Origin of the sequence: Streptomyces thermoalcalitolerans, assembly GCF_039525155.1 — a bacterium.
Taxonomy (GTDB): domain Bacteria; phylum Actinomycetota; class Actinomycetes; order Streptomycetales; family Streptomycetaceae; genus Streptomyces; species Streptomyces thermovulgaris.
In genome coordinates, this window is the sequence record NZ_BAAAHG010000043.1 from 1 (window position 1) to 15,796 (window position 15,796).

The 15,796-nt window shown below is 71.8% G+C and carries 13 protein-coding genes and 1 other RNA gene; 10 read left to right on the top strand and 4 right to left on the bottom strand.

Annotated elements, in window-relative coordinates:
* Nucleotides 1-856 (bottom strand): FHA domain-containing protein (locus ABD224_RS21790; RefSeq protein ID WP_344052536.1); only part of this gene is annotated, 856 nt, incomplete at its 3' end.
* Nucleotides 857-1,618: 762 nt separating this feature from the next.
* Here ABD224_RS21790 and ABD224_RS21795 point away from each other — a divergent pair.
* The 4 genes from ABD224_RS21795 (at nt 1,619) to ABD224_RS21810 (ending at nt 7,315) form a co-directional block, all read left to right on the top strand.
* Complete coding sequence (locus ABD224_RS21795; protein WP_344052450.1) at nt 1,619-3,349, top strand: serine/threonine-protein kinase; 1,731 nt, start codon at nt 1,619-1,621, stop codon at nt 3,347-3,349.
* A gap of 174 nt (nt 3,350-3,523) precedes the next feature.
* Complete coding sequence (locus ABD224_RS21800; protein WP_344052453.1) at nt 3,524-4,765, top strand: serine/threonine-protein kinase; 1,242 nt, start codon at nt 3,524-3,526, stop codon at nt 4,763-4,765.
* Nucleotides 4,766-5,157: 392 nt separating this feature from the next.
* The gene (gene prfB, locus ABD224_RS21805) at nt 5,158-6,291 is read left to right on the top strand and encodes a peptide chain release factor 2 (protein ID WP_344052455.1); all 1,134 of its coding nucleotides are present in this window, start codon (nt 5,158-5,160) and stop codon (nt 6,289-6,291) included.
* A gap of 313 nt (nt 6,292-6,604) precedes the next feature.
* Nucleotides 6,605-7,315, top strand: a complete 711-nt coding sequence (locus ABD224_RS21810; RefSeq protein ID WP_344052457.1) for a hypothetical protein — start codon at nt 6,605-6,607, stop codon at nt 7,313-7,315.
* Between the two features lie 153 nt (nt 7,316-7,468).
* Here the strand turns inward: ABD224_RS21810 and ABD224_RS21815 are convergent, their stop codons facing one another.
* Complete coding sequence (locus ABD224_RS21815) at nt 7,469-7,660, bottom strand: hypothetical protein (protein ID WP_067388012.1); 192 nt, start codon at nt 7,658-7,660, stop codon at nt 7,469-7,471.
* A gap of 240 nt (nt 7,661-7,900) precedes the next feature.
* On the opposite strand from ABD224_RS21815, the gene ftsE reads away from it, so the two are divergent.
* The 5 genes from ftsE (at nt 7,901) to ssrA (ending at nt 11,959) form a co-directional block, all read left to right on the top strand.
* Nucleotides 7,901-8,590 (top strand): cell division ATP-binding protein FtsE, encoded by a 690-nt coding sequence (gene ftsE, locus ABD224_RS21820; RefSeq protein ID WP_067388014.1) that lies wholly within the window; start codon nt 7,901-7,903, stop codon nt 8,588-8,590.
* Nucleotides 8,591-8,625: 35 nt separating this feature from the next.
* Entirely contained in the window at nt 8,626-9,543 is a 918-nt protein-coding gene (gene ftsX, locus ABD224_RS21825) for a permease-like cell division protein FtsX (protein WP_344052462.1), read from the top strand.
* A 68-nt stretch (nt 9,544-9,611) separates the two neighbouring features.
* A complete protein-coding gene (locus ABD224_RS21830; protein ID WP_344052465.1) occupies nt 9,612-10,787 on the top strand; it encodes a S41 family peptidase in 1,176 nt (391 codons plus the stop codon).
* 87 nt (nt 10,788-10,874) lie between these two features.
* A complete protein-coding gene (smpB, locus tag ABD224_RS21835; protein ID WP_344052467.1) occupies nt 10,875-11,354 on the top strand; it encodes an SsrA-binding protein SmpB in 480 nt (159 codons plus the stop codon).
* Between the two features lie 205 nt (nt 11,355-11,559).
* Nucleotides 11,560-11,959: a transfer-messenger RNA gene (gene ssrA / locus ABD224_RS21840) on the top strand.
* Nucleotides 11,960-12,089: 130 nt separating this feature from the next.
* Here the strand turns inward: ssrA and ABD224_RS21845 are convergent.
* Entirely contained in the window at nt 12,090-13,337 is a 1,248-nt protein-coding gene (locus tag ABD224_RS21845) for an MFS transporter (protein ID WP_344052469.1), read from the bottom strand.
* Between the two features lie 214 nt (nt 13,338-13,551).
* Between ABD224_RS21845 and ABD224_RS21850 the strand changes: the two genes are divergently transcribed.
* Entirely contained in the window at nt 13,552-14,562 is a 1,011-nt protein-coding gene (locus tag ABD224_RS21850; RefSeq protein WP_344052472.1) for an ArsR/SmtB family transcription factor, read from the top strand.
* 48 nt (nt 14,563-14,610) lie between these two features.
* On the opposite strand, the gene ABD224_RS21855 is transcribed toward ABD224_RS21850, so the two are convergent.
* On the bottom strand, nt 14,611-15,729 hold the full coding sequence (locus ABD224_RS21855; RefSeq protein ID WP_344052474.1) for a sensor histidine kinase: 1,119 nt from the start codon (nt 15,727-15,729) through the stop codon (nt 14,611-14,613).
* Nucleotides 15,730-15,796 lie beyond the last annotated feature (67 nt).

Here is a 15,796-nt window from a genome sequence, read left to right on the forward strand (position 1 = left end):
CTCCGGGCGCCGCCATCGTGCCCGTCCCACGGGTCGTGGCCGCGCCGGCCGCCCGGCCCGGCACGCGCGCGTGTGCCGGGCCCGCCTCGCCGGTGCCGTCCCCCGTGCGCGCGTGGGGGATGCCGTCCGGGGACGGGAGGCTCTCGGAGGAGAGCCGCACATGGCCCTCGCCGTCGGGCGTGGTCCGTACCCGGGTGCCCGAGTCGCCGGGGGAGGCCAGGCGCAGGACGGACTCGCCGATGCGCAGCAGCGCGCCCGGGGCGAAGCGGACCGGGTGGGGGCCGACGCGTGTGCCGTCCAGCGTCGTGCCGTTGGTGGAGCCCAGATCGGCGACCGAGACACGGCCGTCGGGGCCGACCGTCACCGCGCAGTGCACACGGGAGACGTCGGGGTCGTCCAGCGGGACGTCGGCGTCGGCGGAGCGGCCCACGGTGATCTGCCCGCCGTGCAGCAGATGGACCCCGCCGGCGTCGGGACCCGCGATCACCTGCAGCTGGGCCGGGGCGTCGTCCGGCTCGGGGGACGGCTCGGGGTCGGCGGGGGCGCCCAGGGACAGCACCGCGCCGTCGAGCAGCGGGGGCTCGCCGAGCGTGCAGCGCTGGACGTCCAGCCGCTCCGCCCCGGCGTACAGCACCACGGAGCCCGCCCCGGACTCCCGGCCGCCCGGCGCGCCCCGTCCCCGGCCGCCCCGCTCGGACCCCATGCCTCCCTCACCGGCGACCGCCGTGGCCAGCGCCGACGCCACCGCGGCCAGGGCCGTACCCGTCGGAGCCGTGACCAGCACGTCACGGCTCGCGACGCGGCCCCGGGCCGTTGGCGGGCCCAGCGGATCTACGACGGTCAGCCGGATCTGCATCGCCGTCAGCGGTCCCTTCTGCACGGACGCCCGCGACCGGCGGGGGACGAAGCCGCCCCGCGGTCCCCCACCGCGGACCTCCCCCACCACCGCACGAGCACGTCTGTCAGTTCTGGAAGGCATCCTCGCACCTGCTGCCGACACTCTGTCCGCTGCCCACCAACAAGTGATCTTGATTGGTCGGCTCTGTCCCCAAAAATGCCCGAGCCATGTCCGGCGGATGCCCGCTCGACGTCCGCTCGGGACTGCTCACGCCCGCATGTGGCAACCAACCGATCGAGCCGAGCGTCTTTTCACCGGACTCCATCGGACTGGGTGCGGGCTCGATGCGGACTCGATGCGGACTGGGTGCGGACTTCGTTCGCACTCCGTGCGGACTCCGTTCGGAGCCCGGGGCGCTGCCGCACGCCGCCGGACTCCGCCGGACGGGGAGCGGCGCCGTGGGCGCGGGCCGCTGCGGAGGGAGCCGGTGGAGCGGCGGGTGGTGCCCCTGGCCCCGGCGGTACGACCCGCCCGGCATCGCGCGGGGCGGCACGAGAGGGTCAGTGGGGGCACGAGAGGGGCACTGGGGGTGTCGCGCGGAGTGACGACAACGCGGCCGGGGGTGCCCCCACGCCCGTCCAGGGCAGTGGGGGAGTGCGTGCCGAACCCCGCAGCCCCCGGCACGAATCACGCGCCACCCCCTAGAGTGGGGCGGAAACACCCGCAGGACGCCCTGGAGGGCGTGGGAATCAGGCAAGCAAGCAACAGGGAGCGCATGACGTGCGGCCGGTAGGCAGCAAGTACCTCCTGGAGGAGCCGCTCGGGCGCGGCGCCACCGGGACTGTCTGGCGGGCCCGCCAGCGTGAGACGGCGGGCGCCGAGGCGGCCGTGCCCGGCCAGCCCGGCGAGACCGTCGCGATCAAGGTTCTCAAGGAAGAGCTGGCCGGCGACCCCGATGTCGTGATGCGGTTCCTGCGGGAGCGGTCCGTGCTGCTCCGGCTGACCCATCCGAACATCGTGCGGGTGCGCGACCTGGTGGTCGAGGGCGATCTGCTGGCGCTCGTCATGGATCTCATCGACGGCCCCGACCTGCACCGCTACCTGCGCGAGAACGGCCCCTTCACCCCGGTGGCCGCCGCGCTGCTCACCGCCCAGATCGCCGACGCGCTCGCCGCCAGCCACGCCGACGGGGTGGTCCACCGCGATCTGAAGCCGGCCAACGTCCTGCTCAAGCAGGACGGCGACGAGCTGCACCCGATGCTGACCGACTTCGGCATCGCCCGGCTGGCCGACTCGCCCGGTCTGACCCGCGCCCACGAGTTCGTCGGCACGCCCGCGTACGTCGCGCCCGAGTCGGCCGAGGGCCGCCCGCAGACCTCCGCCGTCGACATCTACGGCGCCGGCATCATGCTGTACGAGCTGGTCACCGGCCGCCCGCCGTTCTCGGGCGAGACGACGCTGGAGGTGCTGCACCAGCACCTGAGCGCCGAGCCGCGCCGCCCGTCCACGCTGCCCGGCCCGCTGTGGACGGTCATCGAGCGCTGCCTGAGCAAGAACCCGGACCTGCGGCCCAGCGCCGAGAACCTCGCGCGCGCCCTGCGGGTGGTCGCCGAGGGCATCGGGGTGCACGCGAACGCCGCGCAGATCGCCGCCGCGGAGAACGTCGCGGCGCTGCTGGCGCCCGACCCGGCACCCGCGCCCGTGCCCGCGCCGGACGTGCCCGGTGCCGCCGACGCCACCCAGGTGCTGCCGCAGGGTTCGGCGGCGTACGACCCGAACGCCGAGACCAGCGTCCTGCCGCACAGCGGCGCACCGGGCGGGGTACCCGGCGCGGCCGACCCGACCGCCGTGCTGCCCCAGCACGGCGCCGCCGACCCCACCCGGGTGATGCCGCCGGTGCCCGGGGGACAGCCGGACGCCGGTCCGCAGGGCGGGCAGCCCGAGCAGCCGCACCCCTGGCAGACCCAGCTGCGCGCGGCCCGCGACCGCAACGAGCAGACGCAGATCCAGTACCTGGACCCGAGCGAGGACCCGCTGCGCCGGCGCCCCCAGCGGCAGGTGGCCCGGCCGCAGCAGCAGCCCCGGCCGCAGCCCCGGCCCCAGGCCCGGCCGGTGCAGCGCCCGCAGCCGCGGCCTCAGCCTCCCCAGCCGCAGCCCCAGCAGTACGCCCCCCAGCCCCAGCAGTACGCCCCTCAGCCCCAGCGGTACACGCCGCCGCCCGCCCCCCGGCCGGAGCCGCGCCGGCCGGCCCGCGAGCCCCGGCCGCCGCGGCAGCGCAGCGCGAACCCGATGCGGATCCCCGGGCTCGGCTGCCTCAAGGGGTGTCTGTTCACGCTCCTCATCCTGTTCGTGGCGGGGTGGCTGATCTGGGAGCTGACCCCGTTGCAGGAGTGGATCGGGACCGGCAGGAGCTACTGGGCCCAGCTGACCGAGTGGTTCAAGCAAGCGACCGAGTGGATCGAGGAGCTGAGCGGAAGCACCGGCAGCGGCGGAGGCTCCGGCAGCGGCTGACGAGCCGACGGCGGACCGACGGCGTGCGGGCGGCCGGGGCGACGAGGAGTGCCCCGCCCGCCCGCACGGGTTCGGACAGGTGCCGGCAGCCGACGGGTGATTTCGCTCTCCGCGGTGAGGGCCGGCTCGCAGGACGCGTAGTTTTGTCGGCAACACGCGTCGGTAGGAGCAGTCTTGGCACGGAAGATCGGCAGCCGGTACACCGCTCACCAGATCCTGGGACGGGGCAGCGCCGGCACGGTGTGGCTCGGCGAGGGACCCGACGGGCCTGTCGCGATCAAGCTGCTGCGTGAGGACCTCGCGTCCGACCAGGAGCTTGTGAGCCGCTTTGTGCGGGAGCGGACGGCACTGCTGGGCCTGGAGCACCCGAATGTGGTCTCCGTGCGGGACCTGGTGGTCGACGGCAGCAGCCTCGCCCTCGTCATGGACCTGGTCCGCGGCACGGATCTGCGCACCCGCCTGGAGCGGGAGCGGCGGCTCGCGCCCGAGGCGGCGGTGGCGATCGTGGCCGATGTGGCGGACGGGCTGGCCGCGGCACACGCGGCGGGGGTCGTGCACCGGGACGTCAAGCCGGAGAACATCCTGCTGGACATGCGGGGGCCGCTGGGCCCCGGCGGCTCGCACCGGGCGCTGCTGACGGACTTCGGGGTGGCCAAGCTCATCGACACCCCGAAGCGGACACGCGCGACGAAGATCATTGGTACACCGGACTATCTCGCGCCGGAGATCGTGGAGGGGCTGCCGCCGCGGGCCGCCGTGGACATCTACGCGCTGGCCACGGTGCTGTACGAACTGCTGGCGGGCTTCACCCCGTTCGGCGGAGGGCATCCGGGCGCGGTGCTGCGCCGGCACGTCACGGAGGCGGTGGCGCCGCTGCCGGGCATCCCGGACGAGCTGTGGCAGCTGCTGGTGCAGTGTCTGGCGAAGGCGCCGGCCTCGCGGCTGCGGGCGTCGGAGCTGGCGGCACGGCTGCGGGAGCTGCTGCCGATGCTCGCGGGAATGCCGCCGCTGGACGTGGACGAGCCGGACGTGGACCCGGTGCGGGAGCCGGACGACGAGGCCCCCGCGCAGCCCCTTCCGGAGACGGCCGGGCCGCGGGCACGGCGCCGGGGAGCGGTTCCCCTGGTGCCGGGGGCGAAGCCGGACTCCAACCGGGACACGCACACGTCGATGCGGGTGCCGACGCCGGACGAGCTGGCGGGAGGCGCACGGGGGACGGCGCGGGTGCCGCGGGTGGCGGGCGCACCGCGGCCGGGCTCGGCCCGCCACCGGGCCGCGGCGCGGCGCCGCCGGCTGACGCTGGGGGCCGCGGGGGTGCTCCTCGCGGCGATGGTGGGAGCGGGGATGTGGTGGGCGTCCTCGGACGACGGGGCGCCGTCGAGTCCTCCGGCGGACTCGGCCCCGCCGACACCCTGACGCTCCGGCGGACCGAGGGGGCCGGTTTCCGGGGCGGCACCCCGGAAACCGGCGGGACTGCGCCCCGCACTCCGGCAGGAGGCCGCTCCCTTTCCGCCCCCTCCTTTCCGTCCTTCCGTCTCCTCGTCTCCTCCGTCTCTTCTGTCTCTTCCGTCTCTTCTTTCCGCCTCCTCCGCCTCGCGGAATTCCGTCTCCGCCGCCCCACGGAACCCCGCCCCGCATCTCACGGGGTTCCGTCCCCGATCAGGGATTTGGTCTGTGCGGCTCACCTGGTGCGCCCCGCCCCCCGCCTTTGGGGAATGCCGGGTCCGGCGGGCGGGAGGGGCGCGACCGGCCCCTGACGGACGCCCGCCCGGCGTTCCGCGGTCGGTGAAACCGTTACGCTGGAGGGCGTGGCAGTCGTCGATGTATCCGAAGAGCTCAAATCCCTCTCCACGACCATGGAGTCGATCGAGGCCGTTCTGGACCTCGACAAGATGAGGGCAGACATCGCCGTGCTCGAGGAGCAGGCGGCAGCGCCGAGCCTGTGGGACAACCCGGACGAGGCGCAGAAGATCACCAGCAGGCTCTCCCACCTCCAGAACGAGGTCAGGAAGGTCGAGGCCCTGCGCAGCAGGATCGACGATCTCGGTGTGCTCTTCGAACTGGCGGAGGCCGAGGACGACGCCGACACCCGTGCCGAGGCCGAGGCGGAGCTCGCGGCGGTCAAGAAGGCGCTGGACGAGATGGAGGTCCGGACCCTTCTGAGCGGTGAGTACGACGCCCGCGAGGCGCTCGTCAACATCCGCGCCGAGGCGGGTGGCGTCGACGCCGCCGACTTCGCCGAGCGGCTGCAGCGCATGTATCTGCGCTGGGCCGAGCGGCACGGCTACAAGACCGAGGTCTACGAGACCTCGTACGCCGAGGAGGCCGGCATCAAGTCGACCACCTTCGTCGTGCAGGCGCCGTACGCCTATGGCACTCTCTCCGTCGAGCAGGGCACCCACCGGCTCGTCCGGATCTCGCCCTTCGACAACCAGGGACGCCGGCAGACCTCCTTCGCCGGTGTCGAGGTCCTGCCCGTCGTGGAGCAGTCCGACCACGTCGAGATCGACGAGTCCGATCTGCGCATCGACGTCTACCGGTCCTCCGGGCCCGGCGGCCAGGGCGTCAACACCACCGACTCCGCCGTGCGGATCACCCACATCCCCACCGGCATCGTCGTCTCCTGCCAGAACGAGCGCTCGCAGATCCAGAACAAGGCCACGGCGATGAACGTCCTCCAGGCCAAGCTGCTCGAGCTGCGCCGGCAGGAGGAGCAGGCCAAGATGGACGCGCTCAAGGGCGACGGCGGCAACTCCTGGGGCAACCAGATGCGTTCGTACGTCCTGCACCCGTACCAGATGGTCAAGGACCTGCGCACCGAGTACGAAGTCGGCAATCCCGAGGCCGTGTTCAACGGTGAGATCGACGGCTTCCTCGAGGCCGGTATTCGCTGGCGCAAGCAGCAGGAACAGCAGAAGCAGCAGGAACAGCAGAAGCAGTAGGAACAACGGCAAGAGAAAACAGGCGTTTTGTCGACAAGGCAACTGCCGCCCCGGATGCGGTAGTTGCCTTTTCTCTGCCCGGCTCCCTGCGTTTTGCGTCACACTTGCGGCGGCACCCTTCGGCAAAGAGCGCGTACCAGGACATCGCGCACGCAACGAGCTTGACGCTGTTTTGAAATGTGGAAGGGTAAGGCGCAGGCATGCGTTCTTCGGGGCGCATGTGAACCGGGGGGCTCTCTCGTTCGGCTACCTCCGTTGATCACCGCCCCGAGCGCGGCCTCATGGATGAACAGCTACTGGGGGTAGCAACCACATGACGAAGAAGACGCGGATTCGTGTCGCGCGCATTGCCGCCGGCGCCGTGATCGCGGCCGGCGCCTCGCTGACCGCCGCGGGCGCTGCCTCGGCCTTCGAGCTGGGCGTCAGCGCCGATGCCGGCAAGAGCAGCCTCACCGTCACGGCGGACGTGCAGACCAAGGACAACCCGGGTGACGGCTCGGGCGATGACTCGGGCGACGGCTCGGAGGAGCCCTCCACCGAGCCCTCCGAGCTTCCGTCGGACACGCCTTCCGGTAACCCGAGCCAGCCGGGCGGCGACCCGAGCCAGCCGGGCGGTGACCCGAGCCAGCCGGGCGGTGACCCGAGCCAGCCGGGCGGTGACCCGAGCCAGCCGGGTGGCGACCCGAGCCAGCCGGGCGGTGACCCGAGCCAGCCGGGCCAGCCGGGTGACAAGCCGGGCCAGCCGGGCGGCTCCGACGGCAAGGGCGGTCAGGGCGGTGCCGGCGGCACCGTTCCCAACGGCGGCGGCAACAACGCCGTCCCGCAGGAGCAGGGCACCTCGGCCCTCACCGACACCGGCTCCGTCTCGAACACCTCGCCGCAGAGCAACGGCCAGGAGCTCGCCGAGACCGGTGCCGCTCAGACCACGTTCCTGCTGATCGGTGCCGCGACGATGATCGCCGGCGGCATCGGCTTCCGTGTCCTGCCGCGTCTGGTGGCGGGCCGCGGCGGTGCTGCCGCCTGACAGCGGCACCAGCGGTAGTGGTGTCCGTACGGTCCGTACGGTCCGCGTGGACTGGATGAGCCTGTGGACTGGAGAACCTGCGGACGTCCTGGACGCCGAAAGGGCCCGGAGCGGCAGACTTCGGGCCCTTTCGTGTGCATTCGTACGCGAGCTCTACGCCGTCTGGTGTGCGAGCAGCGCCACCGCGGCGATCAACACCGCCAGCAGCGCGATCAGCGCCATCGGGTTCAGCCCCGCGAAGAAGTTCTCCTGCTGCAGCCGTTCGCGGCTCGCACGGCACACGGGGCACCGGCCTTCGCTCACGGGCGCCGCACAGTTCGCGCACACCAGCCGGTCGTACGTCATGCGCTCGCCCTCCTTGCACCGGTTCTACTCATGGAAACGCTCACAGACACACGAATGTTCCCCCGTCCACCATGCCAGGTTCCCTCGAACGGCGCGCGGGTGGCTGAGCCGAGAGTGAGCCCGGTACAAGCACGGCACAAAAATGTACAACCCGCACTCAACGCCGACCGGCGACTGCGCACCCCCACCCGATTCGCGTAAGGTCACGCTCATCTACCCCCGGCGACCCGTGGTGCATCCGTGATCCGATTCGACAACGTCTCCAAGGTCTACCCCAAGCAGAGCCGTCCAGCCCTCCGGGATGTGTCCCTGGAGGTGGAGAAGGGCGAGTTCGTGTTCCTCGTGGGGTCCTCCGGCTCCGGAAAGTCCACCTTCCTGCGGCTGATCCTCCGCGAGGAGCGGGCCACCCATGGGCAGGTGCACGTCCTGGGCAAGGACCTCGGCCGTATCTCCAACTGGAAGGTGCCGCAGATCCGGCGCCAGCTGGGGACGGTGTTCCAGGACTTCCGTCTTCTGCCGAACAAGACGGTGGCCGAGAACGTCGCCTTCGCCCAGGAGGTCATCGGCAAGTCGCGCGGCGAGATCCGCAAGTCCGTGCCGCAGGTGCTCGAGCTCGTCGGGCTCGGCGGCAAGGAGGACCGGATGCCGGGCGAGCTGTCCGGTGGTGAGCAGCAGCGCGTCGCCATCGCGCGGGCCTTCGTCAACCGGCCCAAGCTGCTCATCTGCGACGAGCCCACCGGTAACCTCGACCCGCAGACCTCCGTCGGCATCATGAAGCTGCTCGACCGCATCAACCGGACGGGTACCACCGTGGTGATGGCGACCCACGACCAGAACATCGTGGACCAGATGCGCAAACGCGTCATCGAGCTGGACAAGGGCCGTCTCGTCCGCGACCAGGCACGCGGCGTCTACGGCTACCAGCACTGAGCGAAGTCCACGACGGAAAGGCTTGACCAGACGCCATGCGCGCCCAGTTCGTCCTGTCGGAGATCAGTGTGGGTCTCCGCCGCAATCTGACGATGACCTTCGCGGTCATCGTCTCCGTCGCCCTGTCGCTGGCCCTGTTCGGCGGGTCGCTCCTGATGAGCGACCAGGTCAACCAGATGAAGGGCTACTGGTACGACAAGATCAACGTCTCGATCTTCCTCTGCAACAAGAGCAACGCCCAGAACGACCCCAACTGTGCCAAGGGCGCGGTCACCGAGGACCAGAAGAAGGCGATCCTCACCGACCTGAAGAAGATGTCGGTGGTCGAGAAGGTCACCTACGAGTCCCAGGACGAGGCCTACAAGCACTACAAGGAGCAGTTCGGCGACTCTCCGCTGGCCAACACCATCACGCCGGACCAGATGCAGGAGTCGTACCGGATCAAGCTGAAGAACCCGGAGCAGTACAAGGTCATCGCGAGCGCCTTCAACGGCCGTGACGGCGTGCAGTCCGTGCAGGACCAGAAGGGCATCCTGGACAACCTCTTCGGGCTGCTGAACGGCATGAACTGGGCCGCGCGCGCGGTGATGTCGCTGATGCTCGTCGTGGCACTGATGCTGATCGTCAACACTGTGCGTGTCTCGGCGTTCAGCCGCCGGCGTGAGACCGGGATCATGCGCCTGGTGGGTGCCTCCGGCTTCTACATCCAGGCGCCGTTCATCATGGAGGCGGCGGTCGCCGGACTGATCGGCGGTGTGCTCGCCTGCGGATTCCTGGTCATCGGGCGGTACTTCATCATCGACAACGGTCTGGCGCTGTCGGAGAAGCTGAATCTGATCAACTTCATCGGCTGGGACGCGGTCCTGACCAAGCTGCCGCTCATCCTCGCGACAAGTGTGCTGATGCCCGCGGTGGCAGCGTTCTTTGCGTTGCGCAAGTACCTGAAGGTGTGACGCATGCCAAGGGGGCCGTACACCCGACCGGCCGTGCGGTCCCGAGGGCTTGCTCTAGACTCACCGCCATGTCAGGTCGTGACCTGTTCTGTCAGCCCCGACGCGGCCGCACCGGGGTCGCCCTGACAGCGGTTTTCGTCGGTGTGCTCGCGGCCGGTGCGGTGACGGGGTCCCTGCCCGGCCACCAGGAGCGGAGGACCGAGTCGGGGCAGGCCGGTCCGACTGCCGCCGCGGGCGGCCGGCAGGAGGACGTGAGACGTGCGGCGGCCGAGGCCATGGCCGACGGCAAGTCCCCCTTACAGGCCGCCGAACGCGCGGTCAGCCGCAGCGGCGACCGCTGGGGTGCCGTCTACTCCCGCGGCGAGTACGAGGAGTTCCAGGAGTCCCTGGACGGCCGGTACACCGGCGTCGGTCTGCGGACCCGCCGCGAGCGGGACGGCCGTATCGAGGTGACGAGGGTACGGGCGGGCTCGCCCGCGGCCTTCGCCGGCATCCGCGTGGGCGACCGGCTGCGCAGCATCGACGGCAGGACGGTGGACGGCCTGCCGGTCACCGAGGTCGTCTCCCTGCTGCGCGGCGACGCCGACCACGCGTCCGTCGGCACCGCCGTCACCCTGGGCCTGCAACGCGGCACGCGCGCGTGGAGCGCGACCCTGCGCCGGGCCCGTCTGTCCACCGAGTCGGTCACGGTACGGCATCCGGCCTCCGATGTGACCGTCATCGCGATCTCCGCCTTCACCAAGGGCGTGGGCGACGAGGTCCGTTCGGCCGTACGGCACGCCCCGCCCGCCTCCGGGATCATCCTGGATCTGCGCGGCAACTCCGGCGGCCTGGTCACCGAGGCCGTCGCCACCGCCTCCGCCTTCCTCGACGGCGGCCTGGTCGCCACCTACGACGTCGACGGCGAGCAGCGCGCCCTGCACGCCGACCCCGGCGGCGACACCACCCGCCCCCTGGTCGCCCTCGTCGACGGCGGCACGATGAGCGCCGCCGAGCTGCTCACCGGGGCCCTGCAGGACCGCGGCCGCGCGGTCGTCATGGGCTCACGCACCTTCGGCAAGGGCTCGGTGCAGATGCCGAGCCGGCTGCCCGACGGCTCCGTCGCCGAACTCACGGTCGGGCACTACCGCACCCCCGGCGGCCACGCCGTGGACGGCCGGGGCATCACCCCCGACCTGGAGGCGGGCAGCGACGCGATGAAGCGGGCCGAGACGGTCCTGACGGGCCTGGGCACCCCGCCGTAGGCACGGCGGGCACGCCCTGCGGGCACGGCGGGCACGCCCCTCATCCGCTCACGCCCACCCCTGTGCAGTGCGAAAATGGGCGGCACTATGGCTAAGGAAAAAGGGCGCAAGCTGATCGCGCAGAACAAGAAGGCGCGGCACGACTACCACATCCTCGACACCTACGAGGCCGGTCTGGTGCTCATGGGGACCGAGGTGAAGTCGCTGCGCCAGGGACGGGCCACGCTGACCGACGGCTTCGTGCAGATGGACGGCGGCGAGGCGTGGCTGTACAACGTGCACGTGCCCGAGTACAGCCAGGGCACCTGGACCAACCACAGCGCCCGCCGCAAGCGGAAGCTGCTGCTGCACCGCTCGGAGATCAACAAGCTGGAGGCGAAGTCCCAGGAGACGGGTCACACGATCGTGCCGCTCTCCCTGTACTTCAAGGACGGCCTGGCCAAGGTCGAGATCGCGCTGGCGAAGGGCAAGAAGGAGTACGACAAGCGGCAGGCCCTCCGCGAGAAGCAGGACCGCCGCGAGGCGCAGCGCGCGATGGCGGCGGCACGGCGCCGGCAGCGGGCGTAGGGTGCGGGCGGCAGCCGGGAAGGCTCCGGCACCCGCGGGTGTCGCCGATGGCGCAGGGGGCACCCGGCAGGGGTGAACCCGGTGCCACAGCCGGGTGACCGGCGGGAATACGGTGGCATCGACCGGCGTTGGTCACGTACGATGGCGCCAGCACCGCACGGACGGTGCATGCGACCCCTCCTGGAGGGGGTTGAAAAGTCAACATGGGGATGATCGGTTTCGACAGCGGCTGTTGAAACAGGGGAAGCGTGTCGAGGAAGCGGCCATGATCTCGTAAACCACAGGCCGAAAAAAATAATCGCCAACATCAAGCGCGATTCCTCCCAGCAGGCCTTCGCCCTCGCTGCCTGATAAGCAGCGCGAGCGAGCCTCCTACTCAAAGGGAGTGTCAGCCCGGGAGTGTCCTCGGCCCGGAGTCTGGCATCAGCTAGAGGACTCAACCTCCAGCCCGGTCACGGGGTGAAGAGGGAAACCACACAGTGACTGAGCCCGTCGGAGACTTGTCCGCGTGATCTCCGGGGCCGAGAAAAGCGAAGCGGACTGCACACGGAGAAGCCCTGGTTCTGCACCGTTGGACGCGGGTTCGATTCCCGCCATCTCCACTCATCCCATGTGGGCAAGGCCCCGTCGCCTCCGAGCGGCGGGGCCTTTGCCGTCGTGCCCTGGCCCGGCCGGACCCCTCGGGAAGGCTGCCAGGGCGCCGCCATGAGCCGTCACGGAGGAGGCGGGCCCCGCCTACCGCGCCGGGCCTCGCTCTTCTTCCCCGGGATGACGAGAACGTGCCCTCTCCCCGGAGGACGGCGCCGTCGGCCCGGCGGAGGACCTGAGCAGAACCGGCAGATGGCGGGCCAGGGCGAGGGCGGCCAGGAACGCGACGAGCGCGCACACCCCGCCCCAGCCGGCCCGGTTCCAGACCCGGACGCCGAGCCAGGAACCCGCGCTGCCGCCCAGGTAGGCGCAGGTCATGTAGGCGGTGTTGAGCCTGCTGCGCGCATCGGGACGCAGGGCGTAGACCCGGGCCTGGTTGGCGACCATGCCGGACTGCATCGAGACGTCCAGGAGCAGCGTGCCGAGAACCAGGGCGGCCAGCCCCGCCACCCCGCCCCGGGAGCCGAGGACGAGGACCGCGGCCGACAGCAGGACGCCGAGCATACAGACGAGGTTCACCGGATCCGGGCCCCTGCGGTCCACGAGCCGGCCGGCGAGCGGCGTACAGAGCATGGTCGCTCCACCGACCAGGGCGATCATGCCGACGGCCTGGCCGCCCAGCCGGTAGGCCGGACCGGCCAGAAGGAGCGCCAGACAGGTCCACACGGCCGAGAACCCGGCGAAGACGGTCGCCTGGTAGAAGCAGGAGCGGCGCAGCTCCGGCTCGGTGCACAGCAGCCGCAGCGGTTCGGCCAGGAGCGCGGGGAAGGACTGCCCGGGGGCGTCCGGGCGCACGGCCGGGAGGGCGGATGCCAGGGCGACGGCGAGCAGCAGGGCCAGGGCGGCGGCGACCAGATAGGGTGCCCGCCAGCCCAGCCAGGTGCCGAGGGTGCCGCTGAAGGTACGGGCGAGCAGCATGCCGCCGGTCGATCCGCTCAGCAGGGCGCCGACGACCGCGCCCCGGCGGTCGGCGGCCACGAGCCCGACCGCCAGGGGGCCGACGACCTGTGCGGCCACGGTGGTGAGTCCGACGAGGGCACTGGCGGCGACGAGAGGCGTCAGGGCCGGCGCACAGCCCGCGGCGAGCAGAGCCAGCCCGGTGCAGACGAGCAGGACGACGAGGAACCTCCGGCGGGGGAGCCGGTCACCGAGCGGCACCAGCAGCACGATCCCCGCCGTGTAGCCGACCTGAGTGGCGGTCACCGCCAGAGCGGCCGCGTCGGGGGAGACCCGCAGCCCGGCGGCGAGGAGCGGGGTGATGGCCTGCGGGAAGTAGAGGTTGCCCACCGCCGCCGCGCAGACGAGGGACAGCAGCAGGAGCAGCCGCCGGCTCACGGCCGCTCCACCGGTGCACCGGAGGAGCCGGACCCGGACCGCCGGGCCGAGGCCCGGTGCGGGGCACCGGCGGCGCGTCCCGGCGCACCGGCGGCGCCGATGCCGTGTGCGGCTTCGGTACCCCTCGCCGGGCACCGCGCAGAAGTGATGGAGGTCATGCGCTGAAGTGCAGCGCACCGGCGCTGTGCCGCCCATCGATGTAGCGTATGGCTTAATGATCACATTTGTGCTGGGCGTCGAGGATCTCGCGAACACGCGGTTCGCCCTCTCGCCCCTGCACGAAACCCTGCTCAGCCTGCGGGTGTTGCAGGATCCCGGCCTGTCCGTGCTGCACCTTCCCTGGCGCAGGTCCGTTCTCGGCGGACTCGCCCCGCTGGACACCGAGCTGCTGATGTCCCTGGTGGCGCGCAGACGCACCCTCCCCGACTTCCTCACCCCCACGCCCACCTGCTTCGCACCGGCCTTCGAGGAGCAACTCGCCGCCGTCCGCCGGGTGCCGCCCGCCCGGGTCCGCCACGACCTGCGGCTCACGCACGCACCGGACCCGCTGCCCGAGGCCCTGCGGGACGCCGTCACCGGTGACGACGCCGCCGTCGTCAGGCTCCGCGACGCGCTCTGCGAACTCCTGCGGCAGTACTGGGAGGTGGCCATCGAGCCGGTGTGGCCGCGGATGCGGCGGGTCCTGGAGGCCGACATGACCTACCGCGCCCGCCAACTCGCCCTGGGCGGTGCCCGGCTGCTGTTCGCCGACATGCACCCGGATCTGCGCTGGCACAGCGGGGAGCTGCACATCGACAAGATGATCAGCAGATACCGTGTGGCGGCCTCCGGCCGGGGGCTGCTCCTGCTGCCGTCCGTGTTCGCGCACAAGCCCGCGCCGCCGGTCAGTCCCGAGGTGCCCCCGGAGCTCGTCTACCCGAGCCGTGGGGTGGCCACGCTGTGGGAATCCACGCCCCCGGCCGCCCCACGCGCCCTCGTGTCGCTGCTCGGTGCGCCTCGGGCACGCCTGCTCGGCCTTCTCGAAGAACCGCTGTCCACGGTGGAACTGGCCCGTCGTCTTCGCGTGACCCCGAGCGCCGTCTCCCAGCATCTGCGCGTGCTGCACGCCACGGGCCTGGTCAACCGGGCCCGTGCCGGGCGCCAGGTCCTGTACCGGCGCAGCACCCTCGGCGACCAGCTCATGGAGGGAGCCGGAGCAGCCGTGTCCGTCTCCCCCGAGGACTGACCCCTGACCCTGAAGACCTGCCTCTGAAACGGAAGGACGACGGCGGTGTCACCGCAGCGGCAGAACCGCCGTCACCAGGAAGCCGCCGTCCTCCGGCCCGGCGTGCAGGGTTCCGCCGAGTGCGACGACCCGGCCCTTGAGCCCGACGAGGCCCGTGCCGCGGCGCCCGGCCGCCGGTGCGGAGGGCGGCGCGGTGCCGGCGGCGACGCCGTCGTTGCGGACGGTCAGCCGGACCTGGTCCGGTCCGGTGTGCAGGGCGATCTCGCAGAACGTGGCGCGGCTGTGCTCGAGCACATTGGCCACCGCCTCGTGGAGCAGCGACCGCAGACACTCCGCCACCGCGTCGGGCAGGTCGAGATGCGGGGGCAGCGAGGCGCGCACCGCTGTTCCGGACGTGGTCAGCAGCCGCTGCACATGGGCGAATTCATCGGTCAGTGAGCGGGGCGTCGCCGGGACGCTGATGCGCCGCACCTCCTCCTGCGCCCGTCGGGTCAGCTCGACGATCTCGGTGAGTGCCGCCCGGGCGGACGCGGGAAGCGCCTCCGTCCGCAGGGCGCTCTCCGCCCGTACCACGACGGCCACCAGGGACGAGCCCACCAGGTCGTGCAGGTCCTGGCGGATCCGTGCCCGGACCCGCTGTTCGGTGAGCCGGGCCGTCTGCTCCTTGCTGCTGTGCAGACGGGAGGCGAGCAGGGCGAGATGGGCGACCGCGAAGACGGTGCTCGCCGTGATCGCCGTACTGAGCAGCACGGTCAGGGAACCGCGATTGCTGTCGACCACGCCCGTGTGGACGAGCAGCGGCCCGCTGGCGACGACGGCCAGGGCGACGGGAACGGAGTTGAGGGGAGGCAGGGTGAGCAGCACGGCGCCGGCGAGGAAGCCGAGCAGGGAGAACCACCGGTGGCAGAAGACCACCAGGGGCACATAGGTGAGCACCGCCTGCACCAGCAGCAGCCCCCACCTCCAGCGGTACGGCAGCCGGTAGGGCGGAGGCGCGTACTGGCCGAGGAGGACGGCGGGCATCAGCAGCAGCACGGTCAGACCGGCGGTCACCGTGCGTCTGCGGAACGGCGAGGAGGCGACGTCCAGCGCCACCAGTCCCAGGGAGCCGACCACCAGCACGATCAGTGCGCCGAGCGCGACCCGCGCCCCCGGCGGAGCCGTCACGCCCTCCCCGGTTCCGCTCCGCATCCTTGTCCCCCCTACCTTGATCATCTTTGGTCGGTCATGAGCC

Coding starts and splice junctions, on each gene's coding strand:
- ABD224_RS21850 (WP_344052472.1), top strand. CDS start 13,552: ATGATCACATTTGTGCTGGGCGTCGAGGATCTCGCGAACACGCGGTTC.
- ABD224_RS21830 (WP_344052465.1), top strand. CDS start 9,612: ATGTCAGGTCGTGACCTGTTCTGTCAGCCCCGACGCGGCCGCACCGGG.
- smpB (WP_344052467.1), top strand. CDS start 10,875: ATGGCTAAGGAAAAAGGGCGCAAGCTGATCGCGCAGAACAAGAAGGCG.
- ftsX (WP_344052462.1), top strand. CDS start 8,626: ATGCGCGCCCAGTTCGTCCTGTCGGAGATCAGTGTGGGTCTCCGCCGC.
- ABD224_RS21815 (WP_067388012.1), bottom strand. CDS start 7,660: ATGACGTACGACCGGCTGGTGTGCGCGAACTGTGCGGCGCCCGTGAGC.
- ABD224_RS21810 (WP_344052457.1), top strand. CDS start 6,605: ATGACGAAGAAGACGCGGATTCGTGTCGCGCGCATTGCCGCCGGCGCC.